The organism is Leifsonia poae (assembly GCF_020009625.1).
Taxonomy (GTDB): Bacteria; Actinomycetota; Actinomycetes; order Actinomycetales; family Microbacteriaceae; genus Leifsonia; species Leifsonia poae_A.
The window spans coordinates 2190879-2215246 of record NZ_JAIHLP010000002.1 but is presented as its reverse complement, the minus strand read 5'-3'; the positions used below and the strand labels follow the sequence as shown (position 1 = coordinate 2215246).

Genomic DNA, 24368 nt, shown 5'->3' with positions numbered 1-24368 from the left:
GTGTTGGAGCGGAGACGGGCACGCGGGTCGGCCGGTCACCCGTCACCGGCCGACGCCTCGTTCGTGTCCTTTGTGCGAGTCCTGTGGAACAACCCTTCGGTCCACGGGGCGAGGTGGCCTTCCATTCTGTCGAGCGCCTGGTAGGCCTCGAACACGGAGTAACCCAAGACCGGGAACTGATCGCCGTGCTCCTTTGCGATCTCGTTCAGAGCGTCTGAAAATAGCTCGCGTTCCGGTCGCTCGTCAAACCGTGACATCGCCTCGTCGAGCAGATAGTGAAGCATTCCACGAGTTGTCGGCGTGCCAGCGTTGGGATTGCGTTGAGTGTCCTCGTCCACTCGTTCGGGTAAGCGAACGTACATTTCGCGCCAGATGACGCTGTACGGGGTGAAGTCCGGAGAGCCCGCGATCGCGGTGTAGCTTCCCTTCGCGATGCGCCATCGTCGTTTCCGGCTTGAGCGCTGGGGACGTTTTGTTCTGCCGGCCACGCCGACGAATCCTCGTACGGCCACGTTTCCGCGCGGCGCGTCTTTTAAGAGAGTCGACATGACACTCCAGTAGTCAAGGAGGAATGTCACGCGACCGTAGGGTTCAAGCCGTACGACGGTGTCCACGACTGCCTGGTCAGGTCCGAACGAGGGGCCAGTCTCGAACATCCGCGGAACGATCGAGTGGTTCTTCTTGCCGTGTCCGCTGAAGCTCAACCCGGGTGAGTAGATAGTTACTGATACTCGCCCCGGATTCTCCACCACGAGTTGGGCCAGTTCTAGCGCGCGCCCGTCGGTGACGCTGCGTGCGGTGACGTCGTTCTGCAGCGCGAAGCGTCCGGAACGGTTGGTGGAGAGCATGAACTCGGGCTCGAGAACGCACGTATTGAGGTAGACCCTGACACGACCGCCGTCGAGGAAGTGTTTGGCGACCTGCCAACCAAGAGCGATCAGCGCGATCGCGAAACTGAATGAGGACACAATCAGCGCCCACGTCGCCACGGGCGCACCTAACAGCTCGGGTGAAGGGGGCGTCGGTGTCATGTCTCGATGATCCCATCTGACTGACACCTCGAGCGGTACTCGAGCTCAGTGCAACGCGCTGCGGCTATTTCCACCGTTGCTCTCTGGCGCGGCTCGCAATAACAGCGGGGCTGTCGCACCTCGGCGGCTCGGTGGAACTGGTGACTGCGCCGTTTCGAGCGCCGACAATCCGTGAGGCGGACGGAAGACGTTTCATCAGCTGGCGAACGCTTCATCCAGCGGTCCGACGGCTGGCTCTGCGACGACGTCGCCTCGGGCGGTCAGCGTGAGCTTGCGCACACCAGTCGGGAGCAGCGCAAGCACCCATGACCGTCGTCGTCGACGAAGCACCGTATCGGCCGGGCACCTGGCCCATAGCGATCGCCACGTCTCTCCCGCGACCGCTGAGGCCACGAATTCATTCCGGTCGGCGCGTCAGCATCGCGCGGCCGCGAACGGGTTAGTCGTCCTCAACCAGAGCAGGGATGGTGGGCCGGGTGAATACGCCGTGGCGTCGTTCGACGTATCCGCCGGCTGCCCAATGCCGCTGCAGGGCAGAGACAGGTCCGGGGGACTGATCACCGGGCGGCATTGGTAAAAGAGCGATCGCGCCGTCTGGCGCCAATTCCCTGGCCACACTGTCGACAAGCATGTGGGAGTACCCGTGCTGTCGGAACTCAGGGAGGACTTCAATCCGGTCCGCGATAACGACGTCGCCCCCGAAAACGTCGCCTTCTCCGAATATGTCATCGGATGCAGAACCGCTTTCGTCAACGATCGCGGAGGCGATTCGTTCCATGTCGCTGGAGTCCTCATCCATCCGGTCGAGGAAGCGTCCGTCCCAGCGCGCATTGCGATACAGCAGAAACAGTCCATGAGCAACGAGCACGCCGGCATCGGAGCCGTCGTCGATGAGGGAAAGTGCAGCACTCCAGCGGCTGAAACGCGGCTCGTCGGGTTCCGCCAACCAGAACCGCTTCTCGGAGGTGAGTTCGAGCGCGAAGATCGCGGATGGGTCACCTGCGTACTTACCCATGCGATGCCATTCCCTGGCCGGTGTCGTTGTTCCCCTGGCTCATCCGATTTTCGTCCAAGTCCCACAGCGGTTGGTTTCGAAGATGTCCCCGGCCTTCAGGGTGACAACTGCGGGACCTGAAACGATGTTGTTGTCGATGATGTCCGCGTCGGACCCGGTGCCGGACATCCACGCGTAGTAGCAGTTGCTACCGCTGCTGATCGAGTAGACACCGGGGGTGATGGTCGTCCCGACTAGGTGGACACCATCGCCGAACTGGGTCGACTGAACTTGCTTGGTTTGCGCGTCCAATGCAGCCTGATCCGCTTTCAGTTTCGCCTCCCCGGCCGTAAGCGCAGTCTCACGGTCGGCAATGTCAGTGATGTGTTGGTTCGACGCGTCGAGATCGTTGTTCGCGATCCCGAGCTGCGACTTTACGTCGCCGAGCTGTTTGTCCAAGCTGAGCTTCATCGCCCTATACTCGGCGGTTGTGTTCACCGCTGGACGCGCGACAAAGCCGATGACCCCTCCCGTGGCGCCTCCCACCACGAGCGCCGTCCCGACGAGGACCGCAGCCGTCCGAGCCGTGATCGCAGGCGTCCGCCGTAGCTGTTTTGTCGCGGTCGCCTTGGGCGTTTTGGTCGATGCAGGAGTCTCGATCTCGGCCTCGATAAGCGGGCTGTTTTCGGCCCCGTCCGCATCCGTCGCCGTCTCTCTTGCCGGCATGTCAGCTGCGACATCGGTTTGGCGAGTCTCAGGGCTCGGCACATGCTCATCGACTGGGTCGGTATCAGTCGTTGGGTTATCAGCCATCGTGAAGCTCCTCAGATCGGAGATGAGCGTACCCACCTGAGTGATCCTCACGCTGCCCCCAAAACGGGACAATTGGTAGCGAAGGCTCGGGAGCCCCGACTTGGCCGGTGCCTACGTCGCGGCGTGCGTGGCTGACGATAGGGTCGCGGCATGCGTGGCTGGCGATAGGGTCGCGGTGTGTCCAGGGCAACAATTGCGTACTCCCACTCACACGACGGGTGGCGCGTTCTCGGCGAACGCCGTCGTAGTGGGATGCAGGGCGAACTAGTCCTCCATCCGGAAGAACTCAATCAACTTAGAGTCGTCGATCTGCGCAACGCTTTGCGGGCTGAAGCTGAAAACTACGAAGCCGGCGGCGGCCGCGCCCTAGTCGCCGACATCGAAGCTGGATACCTGGAAGAAGAAGGACCGTACCAGCCCATCGCTTTCGAATGGGATGGGCAAGCGCTGATCATTAACATTTCCCATCTTGTCGAATGGCCCGAAGACGACGTCGAAGAAGAGATCATCGTGCGCATTCGAACGCTCATCGAACCCCTAATCACAGCGGCCAGAGCAACCCTGATCGACGTTGAAGACGATCAATTCCGATGGAACGCCCGCGACCTCCGCGTCGATATCCTGTCTGGTTTCAGGACCTTGTGAACGCATGTCGCGGGACGTTGTGAACGATCTCGGGGGTTCGGTGGGGATGTCTCGGGACATTGTGAACGGGCGGCGGGCACTGTCGCAGGGTGAGCAAACCCGAGGTGCTGATCCAGGCTGTCGTCATTGAAGGACTCTCCTACGGGCAGGTCGCGGCCCGTTACGGCGTCTCGAAATCGTTGGTTCATCGGCTGTATCACCGCTGGTTGGATGAGGGCGATGCGGCGTTTCAGGCTCGGTCGTCTCGGCCGTTGTCGTCCCCGAACCGAACCTCACCGGGGGTGTCCGCCCGGATCCTGCAGCTGCGCGATCAGCTGACCGCGGCGGGACTGGACGCCGGGGCGGATACGATCCTCGCCCACCTCGACCGGGACGGCCACACACCCTCCCGAGCGACAATCTGGCGGATCCTCAGCCGAGCCGGCCTGGTCGTCCCGCAACCGCAGAAACGACCCCGCAGCTCCTTCCAGCGGTTCGCCGCGGAGCGCCCGAACCAGACTTGGCAATCCGACTTCACCCATTGGGCGCTGACCGACGGCCGGGACACCGAGATCATCGGTTGGCTCGACGACCACTCCCGATACCTGCTGCACCTGTCCGTCCACTACCGGGTTTCCGGGAAGACCGTCACCGACACCTTCACCGCCGCTGCCCTGCTCCACGGTTTCCCCGCCTCGACCCTGACCGATAACGGCAACGTCTACACCACCAAATACGCCGGCGGCGCGCGCGGGCGAGGAACCGCGAACGCGTTCGAAACCCTTCTCGCCCTCGAGGGCATCACCCAGAAGAACGGGCGCCCCTACAAACCCACCACCCAGGGCAAAATCGAACGGTTCTGGCAAACCCTGAAGAAGTACTTGGCCGCCCACCCCGCCGCCACCATCAGCGACCTGCAAACCGTCCTCGACGACTTCCGCGACTACTACAACCAGCAGCGCCCGCACCGAGCATTGAACCGACAAACCCCAGCATTCGCCTACGCGCTGATCCCGAAGGCCGAACCAACCACACCCGGCGACCCGAACCTCTGGCGGGCCCGCTACGACACGATCGATCCCGGCGGGAAAGTCTCACCCCGCTACGGCAACCGAATGCTGCACCTCGGAGTCGGCCGACACCACGCCAGAACCGAGATCATCATCCTCATCCACAACCACGACGCAACCATCATCAGCCTCGACGGCACCGTCCTCGGCGACTACAGAATCGACCCAAAACAGAGCTACCAACCCAAACTGAAAACGGCCGAACCCCAAAAACCGCGGGTTCAGCCGTTCACAATGTCCTGAGACATCACAATGGAGCGAGTGACGGGAATCGAACCCGCGCTATCAGCTTGGGAAGCTGAAGTTCTACCATTGAACTACACTCGCATTGCCCCCAGCGGGGCATTGCAACCATCCTATCGAAACCTCCCGCCGTTTTTCGCCGTGCACCCACGCGCCCTGTCGTGGCCCCGCCCCGATAGGCTTTCCCCGTGCTTCTCTCTGATCGCGATATCAAGTCCGAGCTGTCGACGGGTCGCATCGCCCTCGAGCCATTCGAAGCGGGGATGATCCAGCCGTCGAGTGTGGATGTGCGTCTCGACCGGTTCTTCCGGCTGTTCGACAACCACAAGTATCCGTTCATCGACCCTGCTGAAGACCAGCCGGAGCTCACCCACCTCGTCGAGGTGGAGCCCGACCAGCCGTTCATTCTGCACCCGGGCGAGTTCGTGCTTGGGTCGACGTTCGAGCTGGTGTCGCTGCCGGACGATGTGGCCGCGCGGCTGGAAGGCAAGAGCTCGCTCGGCCGGCTCGGGCTGCTCACGCATTCGACGGCCGGGTTCATCGACCCGGGCTTCTCGGGACATGTCACGCTCGAGCTGAGCAATGTGGCGACGCTGCCGATCAAGCTGTGGCCGGGTATGAAGATCGGGCAGATGTGCTTCTTCCGGTTGTCGTCGGCGGCCGAACGGCCCTACGGGTCGACCGAGTACAGTTCCCGCTACCAGGGTCAGCGCGGGCCGACGGCTTCGCGTTCGTTCCTCAACTTCCACCGCACCGACGTTTCGAGCACGGAGGCGGGGCGCCCGGGCAACTGACCGTTTCGCCGGGACGCGCATCCGCACCACCCAGCCGGAGGGCAGAGCAATGAGCGAGTCACCCAACGAGACGTTCGCGCGGGCCCTGATCGCCCGCGGTCCGACCCCGGTGCGTCCGCAGCGGATGCACCTGTTCGGCCAGCTGGTCGGCACCTGGCGTGCCGAGTGCCGGCTCCTCGACGAAGGGTCGGGCGCGTGGTCCGAGTTCACCTACGACTGGACGTTCGCCTATGTGCTCGGAGGCATGGCGGTGCAGGATGTGCTGGTCGCCCCCAGCGCCGCCGACCCGACCGTGCCGGAGACCAAGGGCAGCACGATCCGGGTGTATGATCCGGTGCTCGGTGCCTGGCGGGTCAGCTGGTTCGGTGCGGTCGGTAACGACTTCTGCACCCTCGTGGCGACCGGCCATCACCGCACGGGCATCCGTCAGGACGGAACGCAGACCGACGGTCGACCCATCCGCTGGAATTTCAGCGAGATCACTGAGAACTCGTTCAAGTGGGACGGCTGGGTGTCGAACGACGAAGGCCGCACCTACTGGCTCGAACAGCATATGGACGCGACTCGCGTGGCATGATCCGGTGGGCGCACCCCTGCGGCCATGCGCTCCGCGGCATATGACCGATCGAGTTATCCACAACGAGTGCACAGGTGGAAATACTGAGGTCTGCTCACAGCTGTTCTGAAGCTTCGAGGGCCGTGTTCTCATAGAGGGCCGGCAGCTGCAGTGTCAACCACGGGCTGAAGGCCCACGGGGTGGCGACGACCGCCGTGAGCAGAGTGCGCACATCGACCCATTCCCACTCCGCAACTTCGGAGGGGACGGGCGCCAGGTCGGGGTCGACGGTCGCAGTGAAGACGGGACAGATCTCGTTCTCGACGATTCCGGCCGCATCGACCGCGCGGTAGCGGAAATCGGGGAGAGCCAGGGTGAGGTTGTCGATCGTCGCGCCCAGCTCATCCGATGCCCGGCGGCGCACGGCGTCTTCGAGTGCCTCGCCCGGGGCGGGGTGACCGCAGAACGAGTTGGTCCAGACGCCGGGCCAGGTGCGCTTCTCGAGGGCGCGCCGGGTGACGAGGATGCGTCCCTCCCCGTCGAAGAGGTGGCAGGAGAAGGCGAGGTGCAGCGGGGTCTCCCGGGTGTGCACGCTCGCCTTGTCGGCCACGCCGACGGGCGTTCCGTCGTCGGCGAGGAGCACGACTTCTTCGCGAGATGAGGTCATTCCCCCATTGTCGTCGATCCGGCTCGGCGATCTGCCGAGACGACGAATCCCGGCCTGCCCCAGGGGTGGGCGCAGAACCGGGATCCGGTGTCGTCGTCAGTTGCGGGCGTCGCGGACGTCGCGGTCGTCGCGGTCGTCCTGACCGCTCGCCTCCTCGCCGGATTCGCCGTTCTTCTCGGACTCGGACTCGGAGTCGGACTCGGAATCCGGTACGGCATCCGCGGCCTTCCAGCCGAGGTTCCGGGCCATTGTCTCGAGGGTGCTCAGCAGTGATGCGTAGTCCTCGCCGCTGATGCCCGCCGCAGCAGATCCGCGCAGTTCGCGCACTCGGGCGAATGCGGCGTCGTGGGCCTCGCGCCCCGCGGGAGTGAGCTCGGCGACGCCGTCGACGATGGTGACCCATCCCCGCTCGGCGAAGTCGGAGAGCACGGAGTCGATGCGCTCGCCGCGTCGATCTCCGCCGCGCCGATTGCCGGCTCGGCGGTCGCCGCGGGTCTCGGCGAAGGATGCTTCGCGCGCCTCGCGACGATCGGCGAAGAACGCGTGACGTTCCTCGGCATCGGCGCATGGGGCCAGGCCGTGCTTCTCTCGGAGCTTCTCGAAGAATGCCTCGCGTTCCTCGTCGTTGCCGACGTCGGGGCGGCCGAAACCGCGGCCGGGGCCGAAACCGCGGCCGCGGCCGAAGCCGTGACCGGCGCGACGCCCGGCGTGGAAGGCGTGGCGTTCCTCTTCGGAGGGGAAACGTTCGTGGAATGCAGCACGGCGACCGTCGTGGAAGGCGCGGCGTTCCTCTTCGGTGCCGAAGTGGCCTTCGAAGCTGCCGCCGAAGCGGCCATGGTCGTGCCCCGGCCGTCTGCCACCGCGCGGGTGTTCGCCCCGACTGCGACGGCCTTCGCCGACGGGCGGCAGCGTGGTCGCGATGGCCTCGGCGGTGGCAGGGCCGCCCGCGAGGGTGTGCAGGATTCGCCAGGAGCCACGGCGGAGGCCGAGGTCGGCGAGGTCGGAGCGCATGCGCTCCCGCAGAGAGCGCTCGATCGCGCCGAACCAGTAGACGGGCGGTGTGTTTTCAGAGTTTGTGGTGGTGTTCATCAGAGAACCCCTTTCTAGTTGCATGTACTATTACAACTGAATGTATGATTACATACATGGAAATCGACGGTCAAGCCCGTGAAGAAAACTCTCAGCCTTCGGATGTGGTGGCATTGATCGAGCAGTCCCTGGTGGCCGTGCGGCGCGATCAGATCCGTCGACACCACCGCGGGGAGCGGGGTGGTCCCGGGGGTTCGGGGGCCCGTTCGGCGGTGGCCCCTGGGGCGAAGGGCCGTTCGGCCGCGGGCCCGGTGGAGGACGCGGCCGGCGGGGGTATCCGGGCGAGCAGGGGCATCCCGATCACGGCGACCACGGGTATGGCGGCGGGCACGGCGGGCACGGGCTGGATGACGCCCGCGACTCGGAGGCCACTGCCGCCGGCGCCGACTCGCCGCGCGGCCGCCGGGGCCGGCCGGACGGATCACTCGGCCGGGCAGCCCGGTTCCGCATGCTCGACGCGCTGGAGGCGGCCGAGCGCGCCGGCACCGACCTGTCGATCAGCGCGCTCGCCCAGGCGGTCGGCGTGGACCAGCCGCGGGCCAGCCGCCTCGTTCAGGAAGGGGTGGAGCGCGGGCTCGTGCGCCGAATCCAGGACCCGACGGATGCGCGGCGCAGCCTCATCCAGCTCACGAGCGCCGGGCGCACGCAGATCACCGAGGTGCGAACGCACCGTCGCTCCGCCGTGGAGGAGGCGATCGCGTCGTTCACCCCCGAGGAAGCGCGCACGTTCGCCACCCTCTTCGACCGCTTCGTGCACGCCTGGCCCCGCGACTGACCGACCGATCCGGACGCCTCGTGCGTCTGCGCGACACGGATGCGCACGGCGATGGGGCAGACGCGAGCGGGATGACCGTCAGCGGGAGGCGCGCACCGGGATCAGGAGGGCGAGCCCGATGGCCAGCACGATGACGATGCCGAGGATGCCCCAGAACTGCGCGCCTCCCATCGCCACGAATGTCGCGAACAGCAACGGTGCCAGGAAGCTGACCGCGCGTCCCGTGGTGGCGTAGAGTCCGAAGACCTCGCCCTCGCGACCGACCGGGGTGATCCGTGCCAGGAAGGTGCGGCTCGCCGACTGCGCCGGTCCGACGAACAGGCACAGGACGAGGCCGCCGATCCAGAACGCGCCGGCGCCGAGGTCGTGGGCGAAGAACACCGCGAGCCCCGCGATGATCAGGCCGATCAATGAGGTCACGATCACCGGTTTGGCCCCGAAGCGGTCGTCGAGGCGGCCCGAGATCAGAGTGCTCACGCCGGCGACCACATTGGCCGCGATCGCGAAGATGATCACCTGGCCGCTCGAGAAGCCGAAGGTGCCCTGTGCGAGAATGCCGCCGAACGTGAACACGCCCACGAGCCCATCCCGGAAGAGAGCCGAGGCGATGAGGAACAGCACCGTGTTGCGGCTCTCCTTCCAGAGCCGTCCGACGTCGCGCACGAGCACGGCGTAGGACCGGAAGAAGCCGACGCGCACCGAGCGCGACTGCGCTGGGATCTCGGGCACGGCGAGCAGCACCGGCAGGGAGAAGATCAGCGTCCACGCCGCAGCGATCAGGGCGATGATGCGGATGTTGAGCCCGGCATCCTCGGTCGCGTGCAGAAAGCCGCCGGTGCCGTCGCTGTTCTCGACGACGAGGCCGAAGTAGACGATCAGGAGCAGGACGATGCCGCCGAGGTATCCGGCGCCCCAGCCGAAGCCGCTCACCCGGCCCACCGTCTTCGGGGTGGAGACCTGCACGAGCATGGCGTTGTAGTTGACCGTGGCGATCTCGTAGAACACGGTGCCGACGGCCACCAGGAAGACGCCGACGAGGAAGTAGTCCGGCGCACCGACGACGAAGAACATGAGCGCGGTCACCAGCACGACGACGCCGGTGTTCACACCGAGCCAGAGTTTGCGTCTGCCTGAACCGTCGGTGCGCTGGCCGAGCACCGGCGCGAGCAGAGCCACGACGACCCCGGCGATGGCGAGGCCCCACCCGAGACCGCTCGACAGCGGGGCTTCGGCCGCGGTGACGGCGGCGTGCGCCGGGCCGTGGGGGTCGCTCTCCGCATTCCGGGCCGCCACCAGAGCGGGCTCCACGAACAGGCTGCCGGTGAGGTACACCGTGAACACGAATGTGGTGATGACCGCGTTGAAAGCCGCGCCACCCCAATCCCACAGCGCCCAGGCGACGACACGACCGCGGGGGATGTGCCGTTCGGTCGTCGAGTCGAGGAAGAGGGGGCTCGCGGTGGTCAGGAGCGCATCCGTGGTGGCGGGAGCGGCCGGCTGGTCCGCGGCGCCGTCGGCACCGCCCGCGCTCGGGTCGTTCGTCATGAGCACAGGGTATGTGCTGCGGGGGAACGACGGGTGAACCGGCGCGGCCCCGGCGCGGGATGCGCGGGGCGGGTCGCCGGAGATTCAGTTATACGGCGATGGGCCGGGATCCGTCTGCATCGCCGTTCTTCACCTGCTGGTGGAGCTTCTCCATCGTCACGTCCAAGCTGTTGGCCGTGACCGCTGCGGTGGTCAGATCGGCGAGCAGCTGGGCCGGGACGACCCCGTCGTACTTGTAGTAGATCTTGTGCTCGAGACTGGCCCAGAAGTCCATCGCCACCGTGCGCAGCTGCACTTCGACGGGCACCCGCACGCTGCCCTCGCTGAGGAAGACCGGAACCTCCACGATCACGTGCAGGCTCTTGTAGCCGTTCGGTTTCGGCGTCGAGATGTAGTCCTTCACCGTGAGCACCCTCAGGTCTTCCTGCTCGGTGAGCATGGAGAACACGTGGTACACGTCGGAGACGAAGCTGCACACGATGCGCACACCGGCGATGTCGGTGACGGATTCGCGGATCGCGTCGAAGGAGGGTGCGCACTGTTTGCGCGCGATCTTCTGCTCGATGCTGTCCGCTGATTTGAGGCGCGTCGAGATGTGCTCGATCGGGTTGTAGTCGTGCAACTCGGAGAACTCTTCGCGCAGAATCGAGACCTTGGTGGCGATCTCGTCGATCGCGAACTTGTACGGCATGATGAACCGCGCGAAGCTCTCACGGAATGCGCGCATCTCATCGAGGGTCGATGCGTCGATGCCCTGCAGCGCCGTGAGCGCCTGCACGGAGAGCAGGGGCTCGCTGCCGTCGAACGGTGCCAGTTCCGAAGTCACGCGCTCCACGCTACCCAGGCCGCTTGTGCGCTCGATGTGAGGCGGCTCAGTATGGCCCAGCCGGCGGGCGGCCTTTCGTTCTCCGGGATCGGCTTGTACGGTGGGGCGCACGCGACGACGGAGGAGCTGGGCGAGCCGATGGCACAACTGAACGCAGCGAGCGAGGTGCCGCCGGCAGATGCGAGGATCGCGGTGAGCATCCGGGGGCTGCGCAAGCATTTCGGGCAGAAAGTGGCGGTGGACGGCCTCGACCTCGACGTGCCCGGGGGCAGCTTCTACGGTCTCGTCGGGCCGAACGGCGCCGGGAAGACGACGACCCTGAGCATGGTGACCGGACTGCTTCGCCCCGACCAAGGGCAGGTGCTTCTGCACGGGGTGGACGTCTGGCGCGAACCGATCAGGGCCAAATCGCTGGTGGGCGTGCTCTCCGACGGTGTGAGACTGTTCGACCGACTCACCGGCGAGCAGCTGGTGGAGTATGCGGGGCTGCTGAGTGGGATGGACCGCGACACCGCTCTCGCGCGAACCCAGGACCTGCTGCGACTCCTCGACCTGGAGCAAGCGGCCGGCACCCTGGTCGTCGACTACTCGGCCGGCATGACGAAGAAGGTGGCGCTGGCCTGTGCCATGGTTCATGCACCCCGACTGCTCGTGCTCGACGAGCCGTTCGAGTCGGTCGACCCGGTGTCAGCGGCCAACATCCGCGACATCCTGCACGGGTTCGTGCGTGGCGGCGGAACGGTGATCGTGTCGTCCCATGTCATGGATCTGGTGCAACGGATGTGCGACAACGTCGCCGTCATCAGCGACGGTCGCGTGCTCGCGGCCGGAACCGTGGACGAGGTGCGCGGCGGATCGTCGCTGGAGGACCGCTTCGTCGAGCTCGTCGGAGGCCGGCGCATCGGGGAGGGGCCGGAGTGGTTGCAACACTCGTAAGGCTGCGCCTACTGGTTCTGCGCAACACGTTCCGGCGCAGCACCGGGCAATTGGTGGCGGTCATCATCGGCGGCCTCTACGGGGCACTGATGCTGTTCGGTGCGATCGTCGCGCTGTTCGTGCTCAACGTCGTCCCGGTCGCCGATGTGCGAACCGTGGTCGTGCTCGCCGGGTCGGTGCTCGTGCTCGGGTGGGCGATCATCCCGGTGCTGGTGTCGGGTGTGGAGCAGACGCTCGACCCGTCCCACCTGGCGGTGTACCCCATCCCGTTGAATCAGATGCTGCTCGGGATGCTGCTGAGCGGCATCGTCGGCATCCCCGGCGCCGCCACGACCTTGGCCGCCTTGGCGACCTTCGGTTCCTGGCTCCGGATGCCGGGGGTGGCGCTGATCGCGCTGGTCACCGGAGCACTCGGCGCCGTCACCTGTGTCGTGATCTCGCGCGCCGTCACCTCCGTCTCCAGTGGACTCGCGTCGGGGCGGCGCTTCCGGGAGGCCAGCGGGCTGCTCATCATGATCCCGCTGATCCTGGCCGGGCCGATCATCATCGGCGTCACTCGCGGGATCAGCAACGCCTCCGAAGGGCTTCCCGGTGTCGCCGAGGCCCTCTCCTGGACGCCGCTCGGCGCCGTTTGGGCGGTGCCGTCGTCGGTGGCGCTCGGCGATCCGCTGGGGGCGGTATTGCGATTGCTGATCGCGCTGGCGACCCTTGCCGTGCTGCTCGGAGTGTGGCGGTGGGGTCTGGCGCGCTCGCTGGTCACGCCGGCGCATGCCGCATCTCGCGTGCGCGCCCGGGGCAAGGTCGGACTCTTCGCCTTCTTCCCGGGCACGCAGGCCGGAGCGATCGCGGCCCGCTGTCTCACCTACTGGTTTCGGGATCCGCGCTACCTGCGGCAGCTGATCATCATCCCCATCCTGCCCCTGTTGTTCTGGTTCTATGCCACGCTCAACCACAGCACCGGCTACCTTCTGGCGACGGGGCCGCTCATCGGGTTCCTGCTCGGCATTTCGATGATCGCCGACGTCTCGCTCGACTCCACAGCGTTCGCCCTGCACATGTCCAAGGCCGTCCCCGGCCGGGCCGATCGGCTCGGGCGCGCGTGGGCGGTGCTCACTTTCGCCGTGCCCGTAGTGCTGGTGCTGACGTTCGGTGCCGCCGCCGTGCAGGACTCATGGTTTCCCGTTCCGGGGCTGCTCGGACTGGGCTTCGGGTTGCTCCTCACAGGGCTCGGCGTCTCGTCGGTGACCTCGGCACTGTTCGTGTTCCCCGTTCCGGCCCCCGGTGACAATCCGTTCCGATCGCGCCCCGGTTCCAACATGGCGAACGTCGGTTCGACCTTCGTGTCGTGGGGCGTGCTCGCGGTGCTCTGCCTGCCCGAGATCGCGCTCCTGGTCGTGTCGTTGCTCACCGGGCAAGCGTTGTGGGGCTGGGGCGGGCTGCTGGTCGGCGTCGCGCTCGGCTCGGTTCTGCTCGCCGTCGGTGTTCGTCAGGGTGGCCGCCTGCTCGACGCGCGCGCTCCCGAACTCCTCATCCGACTGGGCAAAGACGCGTAACCGCCTCCCTCCCTCCCGCGTTGGGTGGGCAGTCGGGGCAGACATCCGGGGAACGCCGTGGGTGTGCGATGGGGAATGAAAAGGGGGTGCGCAAAGTTGAGTCTAGTGCGCTCAAGTTTTCGAGAATCGACTTGACAGTCGAGAATGCGAGTGAAACACTTGAGTCATCAAGACTCAACTCTTGATCGACGACTTTCCCAGCAGAACCAGCAACAAAGGAGAACAACACCTATGTCCCGTGCAGTAGGAATCGACCTCGGAACCACCAACTCCGTCGTCTCCGTGCTCGAAGGTGGCGAGCCCACCGTCATCGCCAACGCCGAAGGCTTCCGCACGACCCCCTCGGTCGTGGCCTTCACCAAAGATGGCGAGGTGCTCGTCGGCGAGACCGCCAAGCGCCAGGCCGTCACCAACGTCGACCGCACCATCGCTTCGGTCAAGCGCCACATGGGCACCGACTGGAAGACCGAGATCGACGGCAAGAAGTACACGCCGCAGGAGATCTCGGCGCGCATCCTGGCCAAGCTGAAGCGCGATGCTGAGCAGTACCTCGGCGACACCGTGACGGATGCGGTCATCACCGTTCCGGCGTACTTCAACGACGCCGAGCGCCAGGCCACCAAGGAGGCTGGTGAGATCGCGGGCCTCAACGTGCTGCGCATCATCAACGAGCCGACTGCCGCGGCCCTCGCCTACGGCCTCGACAAGGGCAAGGAAGACGAGCTCATCCTGGTCTTCGACCTCGGTGGCGGCACGTTCGACGTCTCCCTCCTCGAGGTGGGCAAAGACGACGACTTCTCGACCATCCAGGTGCGCTCCACGTCCGGTGACAACCGGCTCGGTGGCGACGACTGGGACCAGCGCATCGTCGACTGGCTCATCAAGAAGTTCAAGGAGACCACCGGAGTCGACGTCTCCAACGACAAGATCGCGAAGCAGCGCCTGAAGGAAGCCGCCGAGCAGGCCAAGAAGGAGCTGTCGTCGAGCATGTCGACCAGCATCCAGCTGCCCTACCTGTCGCTCACCGAGAACGGCCCGGCCAACCTCGACGAGACGCTCACCCGCGCCCAGTTCGAGCAGATGACCAGCGACCTCCTCGACCGCACCAAGAAGCCCTTCCAGGACGTCATCCGCGAGGCCGGCATCAAGGTCGGCGACATCGCGCACGTCGTGCTCGTGGGTGGTTCCACCCGCATGCCCGCCGTGAGCGAGCTCGTCAAGCAGGAGACCGGCGGCCAGGAGCCCAACAAGGGGGTCAACCCGGATGAGGTCGTCGCCGTCGGCGCTGCACTCCAGGCCGGAGTCCTCAAGGGTGAGCGCAAAGATGTGCTGCTCATCGACGTCACGCCCCTCAGCCTCGGCATCGAGACCAAGGGCGGCATCATGACCAAGCTCATCGACCGCAACACGGCGATCCCGACCAAGCGCAGCGAGACCTTCACGACGGCCGACGACAATCAGCCGTCCGTCGCGATCCAGGTCTTCCAGGGCGAGCGCGAGTTCACCCGCGACAACAAGCCGCTCGGCACCTTCGAGTTGACCGGCATCGCGCCGGCCCCCCGGGGCATCCCGCAGGTCGAGGTCACCTTCGACCTGGACGCGAACGGCATCGTGCACGTGTCCGCCAAGGACAAGGGCACCGGCAAGGAGCAGTCGATGACGATCACCGGTGGCTCGTCGCTGCCGAAGGACGACATCGAGCGTATGGTCCGCGAGGCCGAGGAGCACGCTGCCGAAGACAAGAAGCGCCGGGAGACCGCGGAGACGCGCAACACCGCCGAACAGCTGGTCTACGGCATCGAGAAACTCATCAAGGACAACGAGGACAAACTCCCCGAAGACGTCAAGAACGAGGTTCAGGGTGATGTCGACGCGCTGAAGTCCGCTCTCGCCGGAGATGACGAAGAGGCCGTGAAGACAGCGTACGACACGCTCAACGCGAGCCAGTCGAAGCTGGGCGAGGCCATCTACGCCTCGAGCCAGGCCGACGCCGCCGCGGGCGAGCAGGCTCCGGCGGGCGAAGAGCCTGCCGCAGAGTCTTCCGACGAAGACGTCATCGACGCCGAGGTCGTCGAAGACGAGGAGAAGAAGTAACCATGTCCAAAGAGAACCCCAACGGGCAGGACTCGAACGAGCCCGAGCACGAGGAGCCGATCATCCGCGACAAGCGCCGGATCGACCCCGAGACCGGCAAGGTTCGACAGCCGGCCGAGGCCGGGTCGGAGGCGCCCGCCTCCGACCCCGACCTCGCCCACGAAGAGCTCGTGGATGTCGGGCCGACCGAGGGTGTGGCCTTCGAGAGCCTGCTGAGCGACGAAGACCTCGACGTGCTGAGCGGCCAGTCCACGGCCGACCAGCTGGCCGCCGAGCGGCTCGCCGACCTCCAGCGGGTGACCGCGGAGTACGCGAACTACCGCAAGCGCACCGAGGCCAACCGCGAGGTGGAGCGCGAGCGCGTGGTCGGTGAGACCGTCAAGGGTCTCATCCCCGTGCTCGACGACCTCGACCGTGCCGAGAAGCACGGCGATCTGGAGGAGGGCAGCGCGTTCGCGACCATCGCGGCCAAGCTGCGCGTCACCGTGGAACGGCTCGGGTTGACCGCGTACGGCCAGGCCGGCGATCCGTTCGACCCGCAGATCCACGAGGCGATCTTCCAGCAGCCCAGCGCGGATGTGACGGTCGAGACCGTCGCCGATGTGGTGGAGACGGGCTACCAGCTCGGTTCCACCACCGTGCGGGTGGCCAAGGTCGTCGTGGCGGTGCCCGCCTGAACCCGATCCTGAAATCAGGAGCGATCGCCCTCCTCGACCGCCTGGCCCTGTTCTCAGGTCCAGGCGGTCGTGGCCGGGGGAGACTCGTGAGCGACGGATTCGAGAGAACAGTGCAGACTTCATACAGCAACGAGAAAGACGAAAGGAGGCGCCGTGGCTAGCCAGGACTGGTTCGACAAGGACTTCTACAAGGTTCTCGGCGTCTCGAAAGACGTCACCCCCGCGGATCTGAAGAAGACCTACCGCAAGCTCGCGCGCAAGTACCACCCCGACTCCAACCCGGGGGACGCCGCCGCGGAAGCGAAGTTCAAAGAGATCAGCGAAGCCCACTCGGTGCTGAGCGATCCGGAACAGCGCAAAGAGTACGACCAGATCCGCGCGATGGGCTCCGGTGCCCGCTTCACCGCTCCGGGCTCCGCCGGCCAGGGCGGCTTCGACGATGTGTTCGGAGGGATGTTCGGCGGCGGTGCCCCCAGCGGCGGCCGCGGCTACACCTACCAGCAGGGCGGCAACTTCGATGACATCTTCGGGGGGATGTTCGGCAACGGCGGGTTCGGCTCGTCCAGCGGCGGCTACCGCGGGGCCGGCGGCCCGACGCGGGGACGCGACGTGACCGCCCACACCACCATCGACTTCCTCACCGCGACGAAGGGTGAGACGATCACCCTGCAGTCCTCGGACGGCAAACCGATCAAGGTGAAGATCCCGGCCGGGGTCGCCGACGGCCAGAAGATCAAGCTGCGCGGCAAAGGCCAGCCCAGCCCCGACGGCGGCGAACCCGGTGACATCGTGCTCACCGTGACCGTTCGCAAGCATCCGGTGTTCGAACGCGATGGGCTCAACCTGCGCGTCACCGTTCCGGTCACCTTCGCCGAGGCTGCGCTGGGCGCGACCATCGAGGTGCCGACGCTCGGCGGCGATCCGGTGAAGCTGCGTGTGGCTCCGGGAACCCCGAGCGGCCGCGTGCTGCGGGTGAAGGGCCGGGGAGTTCAGACGGCGAAGGGAACGGGCGACCTGCTCGCGATCGTTCAGGTCGCGGTGCCGTCGCACCTCTCCTCCGACGCGGAAGACGCCCTGAAGGCGTTCGCCGAGAAGCTCCCTTCGGACAACCCGCGCGACGACCTCCTGGCCAAAGCGAGGGGATGACGGTGGACGAGAACAGTCAGGTCTTCGTGATCTCGATCGCGGCCGAGCTGGCGGGGATGCACCCGCAGACGCTCCGGCAGTATGACCGGCTCGGTCTCGTCAGCCCCACCAGGACGATCGGCAAATCGCGCCGCTATTCGATGCGCGATGTCGCCAAACTTCAGGAGATCGCCCGCCTCGGCAGCGAGGGGGTGAGCCTGGAGGGGATCCGCCGCATCCTCGAACTCGAAGACCAGGTCGGTGCCCTGCGCGACCGCGTGCGCGAGCTCGAGTCGGCGCTTGCCGACGAACTTCTCAACCGCCCTGGCCGCCGTGTCTTCGCGGCCGGCTCCGAGGGGGAGGTCATCTCTCTGCGCGCGGGCACCCGCATGCGCCGCAGCAACCAGGTCGTCGTCTGGCGCCCGCTCGGCCGCGACTGAGCGCGGTCGGGCACTGTTTCAAACCGGTGCGGCCGCCCCCGTCGCCGGGAGCCGGCCGCACCGTTCGTGCCGTGCTCAGCGGCGGGGAAGTACCTTCGTTCCTTCGATCCGTACCGCTTGGAGATCCCGCGGGTTGAGGCCGAGTTCGGCCAGGATGGTCGGCGCGATCTGCGTAGTCTCCACTTTGTCGCCCACAGTGCGGGCCCGGTGGTCGCCGGGCAGCGAGACGACGATGGGAACGTTGCGGTCGTCAGCGCTCGCACCGCCGTGCTCGGCGATCTTTGCCTTGCCGCCGGTGTAGACCACTCCGGTCCGGGCGATGCCGAGGACGTCGGGCACTCGGCTGTCGCCCACCTTCGCGCCGTAATAGCGGTCGGCTTCGGCGCCCGCGTAGATGCGGTCGAGCCCGGAGGACGGCACCGTGATCGCGGCGCTGCTGACGGTGTTGCCGGCCGCGGTGTGCGTGGAGAGGTACTGCTTCGCGAATCCGGTGGCCGCGGGCGAGCGGTCCGAGAGCCAGAGCTGCATGATGTCATCGTCGGTGGAGAAGGTCACGAGGTCGGCGGCAGTCGGATGCGTGGCCTTCCACGCGGCGTTCAGGCCGGCGATGATGGGGCCGTCTGGAACCCGTTTGAGCGCGGCCGGATCGGTCGGCGACTGCCCGTGCTTGGCTGAGAGGATGATCGCCGTGTCGTTCAGGTGACCGGTTGCCTTCAGGGCCGACTCGAACGACGAGACCGACGTGTCCACGAAGTCGAGGGCTCGGCTCAGCAGTGCAGCAGGCACGGCGCCCCCGGTGAGGTATCCGCCGGTGAGCCCGTCTGAGGTGGGGAGTTTCTGGGCGGTGGAGACGGCCTGGAAGTTCATGCCGAAGATGGCGGGCACAGCGGCGGCCTTGGCGCCGGAGTGATCTTTGCCGTGGATCTCGTTCACCACGGCCTGCACCTTGTAGCCGTCGTACTGCTGGGTGGCCGCGTTGTCCGTCGTCCAGTCGCCGGTGAAGGGCGCGGCGGCGTTGCTGTTGATCTCCGGGGTGAACAGATCGTCGATGCCGGTGCCCGACGGGCCGTTCAGGATCTCGTAGGCCGGGTGCTTGTCCGACCATGCGGTCGTGAGCCCGGCCTTCTTGGCCACTTCGAAGACGGTGTTCACCTTGATGTACTGGTGAGGGTAGACCGGCTTGCATGTGGCCGGGTCGACGGGAAGGGTGGCCGGATCGATCAGCGTGGCGGGAGATCCGGTCATCGAGAGGATGCTGGCGGGGAGTCCGGTGAGGCCCTGGCCTGCGTCGATGGACGCCTGGTTCTTGTCGGCCGCCTCGGTGTAGGCGACCTCCGCGCCCGGCGTGGCGCCGGTGCAGTTCGTCGTGCCTGCCGGCAGGAGCGAGTGGTTGAACGTGTCGTCGTAGTAGATGCCGGTCGTGCCGGGGTTGCCTCCGGTCACCTGTGCGACCATGCCGGGGAACGAGTCGGACGGCACAGGTGTCTGAGCGTTCGTGTAGTCGGTCCCGTGCGCGACCAGGCCGGCGAGCGCGGAGTTCGGATGCTGTGAGAGATACCAGCTCAAGTCCTTCTGATGCAGGCCGTCGATCGACAGCAGCAGCACGTGCTTGACCACGCTGCGACCGTGGCCGTCCGAACCGTACTGCCCCTGCCCTCCCGAGGCGCTCTCCCCTCGACCATCGTCGGCCAGTGCCGGCGCGATGCCGGCGCCCGTCAGCAGCGCGACTCCCAGTGCGGTCGCGACCGCGGCTCGCGCCGCGCGTTCCTTCGTCACCATCGTGAATCCCTTCGACGCGGCTCCCCCCGAACGGGGGAGATCAACCGTTCGTGCACGATTGTGGCGAGTGCAGCGCGAGACGTGGGCGCGGGTGCGAACTGCTCCGCGAAGGTTCACGCTCCGTTCATCGCATGGGTGACGGCGTTCGGCGGACTTCCAGCTGGGAGCCCCGTCGTCTTCGAGGGCGCACAGGTTTCCGCAACAGTCGCGTCAGCGCGGCACATCCTCGTCGGAGGAGTACGCGCCGCCGGAGAGCGAGAGTGCGCTGAACCGGATGGGGCGGGTGACCTTCTTGAAATCAAGCGGGCAGTGTCGGATGCCAGCCGGGATGTACAGCGCGCCGGAGGTCGTGACGCTGTACGTCTCGCCGTCGAGGTCGATCAGGATCTCGCCGCCGAGGTCGTGCGGGTTCTCCGGGTCGCTCCCGGTCCAGATGAGGACCTCGTCGTAGTCGTGCTCGTGCTCGTTGACCCAGTGGCTCGGCTCGTCGGTCGGGTTGATCCAGCTGTAGGTCATGTGGATCTTGCTCTCGGGCACGTCAGCGGCACGCATCAGGGCGAACGCATCGCCGATGTGCGCCGGGCGGGGCAGACCGGTCGCCACAGCGCCTTCGTTGATGAGATCGTCGCTCGAGTCGCCCATGTGGCGCACGAAAAGGTGCTCGTACTTGCCGGCCATCGTTCCTCCTGCTGTCGCGGTGTCGTCCGGCCGATCGCCGGTGCCGTCAACGCTAGGGATGCGCCACCGGCGTCTCCATGCACTCGTCGCGGGGGTCCTGTCACTCGTTTCGGGCGGGCCGCGCGCCGGTTGCCCGTGAGCGCTCGCGGGCTTGCCGGTGAGCGCACGAAGTCCCACGTTCCGGGATCCCAGACACCAGCCCGGGCCAGGCACTTGCTGCGAGCCGGTATTCCTCCCTGGAATGACAGCATGACCACACACTTCCTCGATGGCGAGGTCGCACACCGCGGCGGCGCCCCCGTCGACCGACTGCACCATCTGGCCTCTCTGCGGGTGCGCAAGAAGAGCCGCATCGCCAGCCGCTGGGTTCCGGCGGTGATCACTCTCGTCATCGTCGGCGGGATCGGCTGGGCCTTCGTGAGTGCGCCCGCCATGAACTGGCCCGTGGTGGCGCAGTACCTGTTCTCCCCGCGCATCCTCACCGGGGTGATGACGACACTCGTGTTCACCGTGCTTACCTTCGTGCTCGGGCTCGCGATCGGTGTTCTGCTCGCCGTGCTGCGGCAGTCGGGCAACCCGGTGCTCGTCGTCATCGTCGAGGGCTACATCTGGCTGTTCCGAGGAACACCGCTCCTGGTGCAGCTCGTGTTCTGGTTCAATCTGGCCCTGGTCTTCCCGTTCATCGGGATCCGTCTGCCGGCACTCGACATCACGATCGGCGGGGCGACGAACCAGCTGATCACGCCGTTCCTCGCCGCGCTGGTCGGGTTGGTGCTGCACACGGCCGCCTACATGGCAGAGGTGGTGCGCGGCGGTTTCCTCGCCGTGCCGCCCGGGCAGACCGACGCGGCGAAGGCCATCGGGATGACGCGACTCGAGGCGCAGTGGCGCATCGTCATCCCGCAGGCGGTGCGCGTGATCCTGCCGCCGCTCGGCAACCAGTTCATCGACATCCTCAAAGCGACGGCGATCGTGTCCGTGATCGGCGGCGGCGACCTGATGACGCAGGCGCAGCAGATCTACGGGCAGAACTACCAGGTGATCTCGATGCTCGTCGTCGCCTCCCTCTGGTATCTCGTGCTGGTGACGGCGGCGACGATCGGACAGCATTTCATCGAACGGTCCCTCGATCGATCACGGAGCACACGCTCGGTGGTCTCGGCGGCGAAGGAGGTCGCAGCATGAGCACGATCGTGGAACGGCCGGCCGGGCCGGCCGACGGAGCCCTCGCCCTGCGCGGCGTGCGCAAATCGTTCAACGGGGTCGAGATCCTGGCCGGCATCGACCTGGACATCGCTCCCGGCTCGGTCGTCTGCGTCATCGGACCGTCCGGTGGCGGCAAGTCGACGCTGCTGCGCTGCATCAACCATCTCGAGCCCATGGATGCGGGACTCATCGAAGTGGACGGCGAACTCGTCGGTTACACCGCGCACGGCGACCACCTCTCGGAGGCGTCCGACCGGCAGACCAGTCGGGTGCGGCGGCGGATGGGGATGGTGTTCCAGCAGTTCAACCTGTTCGCGCATCTCTCGGTTCTGCGGAACGTGACGATCGGCCCGACCCGGGTGCTCGGCATCCCCCGCGCCGAAGCCGAGAGGGAGGGCCGTGAACTCCTCGCCCGCGTCGGCCTCGCGGCGCACGAGGCGAAGTATCCGGCGCAGCTCTCGGGCGGTCAGCAGCAGCGGGTCGCGATCGCCCGCGCGCTCGCGATGAAGCCCGCGATCATGCTCTTCGACGAGCCCACCAGCGCGCTCGACCCCGAGCTCGTCGGCGAAGTGCTCGCCGTGATGCGGGATCTCGCCGCGGCCGGAATGACGATGATCATCGTGACCCACGAGATCGCTTTCGCACGCGATGTTGCCGACGTGGTCGTGTTCATGGAGGGCGGCGTCGTCGTGGAGCAGGGGCAGGCCGCCCAAGTGCTGGATGCGCCGGTCTCGCCCCGCACCGCGGCCTTCCTCCGTCACGTTGGACCGGTGCCGTCGTGAGCCGCCGCGAAACGGGGGCGCTGCCACCCACCCACACGATCGACGCCACGGCCACGAGCATCGCCTCCCGTTTTCTGGTGGGGGCGTACGAGACCGATGGTCCGGGGGTGTGGGAACGGCTTCCGCACCGGCACGACTTCGTAGAACTCGTCTACGTGAGGAGCGGGTCGGGCCTGCACTACGTTGATGCGGACGCCGTGCCCATCGCGCCGCACCAGCTTTTCGTGATCGCACCGGGGCAGGTGCACCACTGGGAGCCGGTCGAGCCGGTGCGCGGAACGCTCGTGCTGTTCCGCGAGGATTTCCTCACGGGGGTCGGCGGGCCCGACGCCGACACGGGTGTCGGCGTGTGGGAGACGCGTGCGCTTCGTCCCGGGCCGGCCGAACGGGAGCGCCTCGAGCACATCCTGGCGGGGCTGGCGGCCGAGGCGGGGATGCGCGACGAGCACCAGGAGCTGGCGCTGCGCACGCTGCTGACCCTGCTGCTCGTGCAGTGCCGGAGGCTCTCGAGGGACCGCTCCGCCGACGCCCTCACCCCGCGTCGCGGGCTCAGTGCCGCGTTCGAGCGGATCGTGCGCGACCGGGCCTCCGCCTCGCTCACCGTCGCCGAATGCGCTCGGGAGCTCGCCGTCACCCCGGGGCATCTCTCCGAGGTCGTCGCCGTCTCCACCGGTCGCACACCCGGGGAGATCATCCGGGGCGAGGTCGCCCGCGAGGCGCAACGGCTGCTCGCGCGCACCGAGCTGAGTTGTGCGCAGATCGCCGGGCAACTCGGATTCGACGACGCGTCCTACTTCTCGCGGTTCTTCCGCCGGGAGTGCGGCGCCACACCTTCGGCGTTCCGGGCCGGGCGCACGCCGCGTGCAGCGTGATCGCGTGTCGGCCCGCCACTCCTGAGCCGACGCGACCGCCAAAAGTGCCAGCGTCGCCGGGGTGGGTGCATGGTCGAGTCCGCACCGCCGCTCCTAGCCTGAGGTCACTCACAGCACGGCCCCTGGAAGGAGCCACCATGTTCACGTCTCCCGTTTCGCGGCTGACCATCGCCGCCGGCGTCGCTGCCCTGACCGTGGCCGCCCTGGCCGGGTGCTCGGATGCGGCCTCCGGCGACGCGGCCACCGGGTCGGCCGCCGGCCTCGACGGCCTGGTCGAGCCGGACACCCTGAGCGTCGGGGTGACGCTCCCCGACGCGCCGTACGTGATCCCGGATGCGGACAACGTCCCGAAGTCCGGCATCACGAAAGACCTGCTCGCCGCTGTGGCGAAAAAGCTCGGCGTCACGATCCGGTTCGTGCCGGTGGCGTGGGAGGGCGGCATCACCGGCGTCGCCGCGGGTCGCTACGACATCTACGGCGGCAGCCTGTACGACACGGTCGAACGTCAGCAGGCCGGAACGTTCGTCGACTTCATGAAGGAGCAGGCGACGCTGATCACTACGAAGGCGAACGGCTCCCAGTACTCGACTCGTCTCGACGCGTGCGGGAAGTCGATCTCCACCATCCGGGGGACCACCGATGTGACCTACGCTGCGGCGCTGTCGAAGGAGTGCGAGGCCGCGGGCAAGCCGGCGATGAAGGTCACCGAGTACCCGACGCAGCAGGATTCCGATCTGGCGCTCAAGTCGGGGCGCACCGATGTCGGCATCCAGAGCGTCCCCGGCGCGGCGTACGAGATCGCCCAGGGGGCCGACAAGGTGATCGTCGGCGACCCGTTCACGGGCGGGTTCTATGTCGGCAGCCTGATGAACAGCACCAAACCCGCCCTCGTGAAGGCCGTGCTCGGTGCGATGACCGAGCTCTACGCCTCGGGCGAGACGGCGAAGATCTTCAAGCCGTACGGCGTCGAGCCGACTGAACCCGGCAAGAACCTCCAGAAATAGCCGACTCCTCGCTGACATCCGTGCCGGATGCCGTCTCTGACCCGCTCAGAGCCGGCATCCGGCACGAATGTTTAACCGGGAGGAGAGCCGGGTCGCAGACGGAGCGGGCTGGGTAGGCTGAGGAAGGTGGCAGGTGCCCTTCACGAGAGCGACGCCGAACACCGAGAGACAGACGTTCCCACGAGGACGAGGAAG

General features: G+C 66.8%; 24 protein-coding genes and 1 tRNA gene. 15 read left to right on the top strand and 10 right to left on the bottom strand.

Annotation, left to right across the window (positions count from 1 at the left end; all coding sequences use genetic code 11):
* Window positions 1-35: 35 nt before the first annotated feature.
* From K5L49_RS11200 to K5L49_RS11190, 3 genes are all read right to left on the bottom strand, one after another.
* Window positions 36-1031 carry a hypothetical protein gene (locus K5L49_RS11200; RefSeq protein ID WP_223692776.1) on the bottom strand — a complete coding sequence of 332 codons (996 nt, stop codon included), beginning with the start codon at window positions 1029-1031 and terminating at the stop codon, window positions 36-38.
* Window positions 1032-1470: 439 nt separating this feature from the next.
* A complete protein-coding gene (locus K5L49_RS11195) occupies window positions 1471-2046 on the bottom strand; it encodes a hypothetical protein (RefSeq protein WP_223692774.1) in 576 nt (191 codons plus the stop codon).
* Window positions 2047-2085: 39 nt separating this feature from the next.
* On the bottom strand, window positions 2086-2874 hold the full coding sequence (locus tag K5L49_RS11190) for a hypothetical protein (RefSeq protein WP_223692772.1): 789 nt from the start codon (window positions 2872-2874) through the stop codon (window positions 2086-2088).
* 141 nt (window positions 2875-3015) lie between these two features.
* Between K5L49_RS11190 and K5L49_RS11185 the strand changes: the two genes are divergently transcribed.
* Window positions 3016-3483 carry a hypothetical protein gene (locus K5L49_RS11185; protein ID WP_223692770.1) on the top strand — a complete coding sequence of 156 codons (468 nt, stop codon included), beginning with the start codon at window positions 3016-3018 and terminating at the stop codon, window positions 3481-3483.
* 89 nt (window positions 3484-3572) lie between these two features.
* Window positions 3573-4775, top strand: a complete 1203-nt coding sequence (locus K5L49_RS11180) for an IS481 family transposase (RefSeq protein ID WP_223692769.1) — start codon at window positions 3573-3575, stop codon at window positions 4773-4775.
* Between the two features lie 10 nt (window positions 4776-4785).
* On the opposite strand, the gene K5L49_RS11175 is transcribed toward K5L49_RS11180, so the two are convergent.
* Window positions 4786-4859, bottom strand: a tRNA-Gly gene (locus K5L49_RS11175).
* A gap of 104 nt (window positions 4860-4963) precedes the next feature.
* Between K5L49_RS11175 and dcd the strand changes: the two genes are divergently transcribed.
* Window positions 4964-5569: a dCTP deaminase gene (gene dcd / locus K5L49_RS11170; RefSeq protein WP_223692767.1), complete on the top strand. Its 606-nt coding sequence runs from the start codon at window positions 4964-4966 to the stop codon at window positions 5567-5569.
* Between the two features lie 49 nt (window positions 5570-5618).
* Window positions 5619-6146: a hypothetical protein gene (locus tag K5L49_RS11165; RefSeq protein WP_223692765.1), complete on the top strand. Its 528-nt coding sequence runs from the start codon at window positions 5619-5621 to the stop codon at window positions 6144-6146.
* Between the two features lie 94 nt (window positions 6147-6240).
* Here the strand turns inward: K5L49_RS11165 and idi are convergent, their stop codons facing one another.
* Window positions 6241-6792, bottom strand: a complete 552-nt coding sequence (gene idi / locus K5L49_RS11160) for an isopentenyl-diphosphate Delta-isomerase (protein ID WP_223692764.1) — start codon at window positions 6790-6792, stop codon at window positions 6241-6243.
* Between the two features lie 96 nt (window positions 6793-6888).
* Window positions 6889-7881 carry a hypothetical protein gene (locus K5L49_RS11155; protein ID WP_223692763.1) on the bottom strand — a complete coding sequence of 331 codons (993 nt, stop codon included), beginning with the start codon at window positions 7879-7881 and terminating at the stop codon, window positions 6889-6891.
* Between the two features lie 448 nt (window positions 7882-8329).
* Between K5L49_RS11155 and K5L49_RS11150 the strand changes: the two genes are divergently transcribed.
* Window positions 8330-8656, top strand: coding sequence for a MarR family winged helix-turn-helix transcriptional regulator (locus K5L49_RS11150; RefSeq protein ID WP_223692762.1), 327 nt, complete (start codon window positions 8330-8332; stop codon window positions 8654-8656).
* A 78-nt stretch (window positions 8657-8734) separates the two neighbouring features.
* On the opposite strand, the gene K5L49_RS11145 is transcribed toward K5L49_RS11150, so the two are convergent.
* A complete protein-coding gene (locus K5L49_RS11145) occupies window positions 8735-10201 on the bottom strand; it encodes an MFS transporter (protein WP_223692761.1) in 1467 nt (488 codons plus the stop codon).
* 88 nt (window positions 10202-10289) lie between these two features.
* A complete protein-coding gene (locus K5L49_RS11140) occupies window positions 10290-10928 on the bottom strand; it encodes a GTP pyrophosphokinase (RefSeq protein ID WP_223695289.1) in 639 nt (212 codons plus the stop codon).
* A 237-nt stretch (window positions 10929-11165) separates the two neighbouring features.
* On the opposite strand from K5L49_RS11140, the gene K5L49_RS11135 reads away from it, so the two are divergent.
* The 6 genes from K5L49_RS11135 to K5L49_RS11110 all read left to right on the top strand — a co-directional run bounded on the left by K5L49_RS11135 (window position 11166) and on the right by K5L49_RS11110 (window position 17852).
* Entirely contained in the window at window positions 11166-11963 is a 798-nt protein-coding gene (locus K5L49_RS11135; protein WP_223695288.1) for an ABC transporter ATP-binding protein, read from the top strand.
* On the top strand, window positions 11945-13516 hold the full coding sequence (locus tag K5L49_RS11130; RefSeq protein ID WP_223692760.1) for a transporter: 1572 nt from the start codon (window positions 11945-11947) through the stop codon (window positions 13514-13516). The genes K5L49_RS11135 and K5L49_RS11130 overlap by 19 nt, the downstream gene beginning before the upstream one ends.
* A 231-nt stretch (window positions 13517-13747) precedes the next feature.
* Window positions 13748-15610, top strand: coding sequence for a molecular chaperone DnaK (gene dnaK, locus K5L49_RS11125; protein WP_223692759.1), 1863 nt, complete (start codon window positions 13748-13750; stop codon window positions 15608-15610).
* Window positions 15611-15612: 2 nt separating this feature from the next.
* Window positions 15613-16287 carry a nucleotide exchange factor GrpE gene (locus tag K5L49_RS11120; protein WP_223692758.1) on the top strand — a complete coding sequence of 225 codons (675 nt, stop codon included), beginning with the start codon at window positions 15613-15615 and terminating at the stop codon, window positions 16285-16287.
* 153 nt (window positions 16288-16440) lie between these two features.
* A complete protein-coding gene (locus tag K5L49_RS11115; RefSeq protein ID WP_223692756.1) occupies window positions 16441-17433 on the top strand; it encodes a DnaJ C-terminal domain-containing protein in 993 nt (330 codons plus the stop codon).
* Window positions 17430-17852, top strand: coding sequence for a heat shock protein transcriptional repressor HspR (locus tag K5L49_RS11110; RefSeq protein WP_223692754.1), 423 nt, complete (start codon window positions 17430-17432; stop codon window positions 17850-17852). Before K5L49_RS11115 ends, K5L49_RS11110 begins: the two co-directional genes overlap by 4 nt.
* A gap of 75 nt (window positions 17853-17927) precedes the next feature.
* On the opposite strand, the gene K5L49_RS11105 is transcribed toward K5L49_RS11110, so the two are convergent.
* Both K5L49_RS11105 and K5L49_RS11100 read right to left on the bottom strand, forming a co-directional pair.
* On the bottom strand, window positions 17928-19631 hold the full coding sequence (locus K5L49_RS11105; RefSeq protein WP_223692752.1) for an alkaline phosphatase family protein: 1704 nt from the start codon (window positions 19629-19631) through the stop codon (window positions 17928-17930).
* A gap of 210 nt (window positions 19632-19841) precedes the next feature.
* On the bottom strand, window positions 19842-20309 hold the full coding sequence (locus K5L49_RS11100) for a hypothetical protein (protein ID WP_223692751.1): 468 nt from the start codon (window positions 20307-20309) through the stop codon (window positions 19842-19844).
* A 249-nt stretch (window positions 20310-20558) separates the two neighbouring features.
* Here K5L49_RS11100 and K5L49_RS11095 point away from each other — a divergent pair, with 249 nt between their 5' ends.
* The 4 genes from K5L49_RS11095 (at window position 20559) to K5L49_RS11080 (ending at window position 24173) form a co-directional block, all read left to right on the top strand.
* Entirely contained in the window at window positions 20559-21494 is a 936-nt protein-coding gene (locus K5L49_RS11095; protein WP_223692749.1) for an amino acid ABC transporter permease, read from the top strand.
* Entirely contained in the window at window positions 21491-22297 is an 807-nt protein-coding gene (locus K5L49_RS11090; protein ID WP_223692747.1) for an amino acid ABC transporter ATP-binding protein, read from the top strand. The genes K5L49_RS11095 and K5L49_RS11090 overlap by 4 nt, the downstream gene beginning before the upstream one ends.
* Window positions 22294-23169: a helix-turn-helix domain-containing protein gene (locus K5L49_RS11085; RefSeq protein ID WP_223692745.1), complete on the top strand. Its 876-nt coding sequence runs from the start codon at window positions 22294-22296 to the stop codon at window positions 23167-23169. The genes K5L49_RS11090 and K5L49_RS11085 overlap by 4 nt, the downstream gene beginning before the upstream one ends.
* 137 nt (window positions 23170-23306) lie before the next feature.
* Window positions 23307-24173 carry a transporter substrate-binding domain-containing protein gene (locus K5L49_RS11080; RefSeq protein WP_223692743.1) on the top strand — a complete coding sequence of 289 codons (867 nt, stop codon included), beginning with the start codon at window positions 23307-23309 and terminating at the stop codon, window positions 24171-24173.
* Window positions 24174-24368 lie beyond the last annotated feature (195 nt).

Bases quoted from the DNA above. Each gene is read 5' to 3' on its own strand.
- K5L49_RS11200 (WP_223692776.1), bottom strand. From the start codon at position 1,031: ATGACACCGACGCCCCCTTCACCCGAGCTGTTAGGTGCGCCCGTGGCG.
- K5L49_RS11195 (WP_223692774.1), bottom strand. From the start codon at position 2,046: ATGGGTAAGTACGCAGGTGACCCATCCGCGATCTTCGCGCTCGAACTC.
- K5L49_RS11165 (WP_223692765.1), top strand. From the start codon at position 5,619: ATGAGCGAGTCACCCAACGAGACGTTCGCGCGGGCCCTGATCGCCCGC.
- idi (WP_223692764.1), bottom strand. From the start codon at position 6,792: ATGACCTCATCTCGCGAAGAAGTCGTGCTCCTCGCCGACGACGGAACG.
- K5L49_RS11155 (WP_223692763.1), bottom strand. From the start codon at position 7,881: ATGAACACCACCACAAACTCTGAAAACACACCGCCCGTCTACTGGTTC.
- K5L49_RS11150 (WP_223692762.1), top strand. From the start codon at position 8,330: ATGCTCGACGCGCTGGAGGCGGCCGAGCGCGCCGGCACCGACCTGTCG.
- K5L49_RS11145 (WP_223692761.1), bottom strand. From the start codon at position 10,201: ATGACGAACGACCCGAGCGCGGGCGGTGCCGACGGCGCCGCGGACCAG.
- K5L49_RS11140 (WP_223695289.1), bottom strand. From the start codon at position 10,928: ATGCGCGCATTCCGTGAGAGCTTCGCGCGGTTCATCATGCCGTACAAG.
- K5L49_RS11135 (WP_223695288.1), top strand. From the start codon at position 11,166: ATGGCACAACTGAACGCAGCGAGCGAGGTGCCGCCGGCAGATGCGAGG.
- dnaK (WP_223692759.1), top strand. From the start codon at position 13,748: ATGTCCCGTGCAGTAGGAATCGACCTCGGAACCACCAACTCCGTCGTC.
- K5L49_RS11120 (WP_223692758.1), top strand. From the start codon at position 15,613: ATGTCCAAAGAGAACCCCAACGGGCAGGACTCGAACGAGCCCGAGCAC.
- K5L49_RS11110 (WP_223692754.1), top strand. From the start codon at position 17,430: ATGACGGTGGACGAGAACAGTCAGGTCTTCGTGATCTCGATCGCGGCC.
- K5L49_RS11105 (WP_223692752.1), bottom strand. From the start codon at position 19,631: ATGGTGACGAAGGAACGCGCGGCGCGAGCCGCGGTCGCGACCGCACTG.
- K5L49_RS11100 (WP_223692751.1), bottom strand. From the start codon at position 20,309: ATGGCCGGCAAGTACGAGCACCTTTTCGTGCGCCACATGGGCGACTCG.
- K5L49_RS11095 (WP_223692749.1), top strand. From the start codon at position 20,559: ATGACCACACACTTCCTCGATGGCGAGGTCGCACACCGCGGCGGCGCC.
- K5L49_RS11090 (WP_223692747.1), top strand. From the start codon at position 21,491: ATGAGCACGATCGTGGAACGGCCGGCCGGGCCGGCCGACGGAGCCCTC.
- K5L49_RS11080 (WP_223692743.1), top strand. From the start codon at position 23,307: ATGTTCACGTCTCCCGTTTCGCGGCTGACCATCGCCGCCGGCGTCGCT.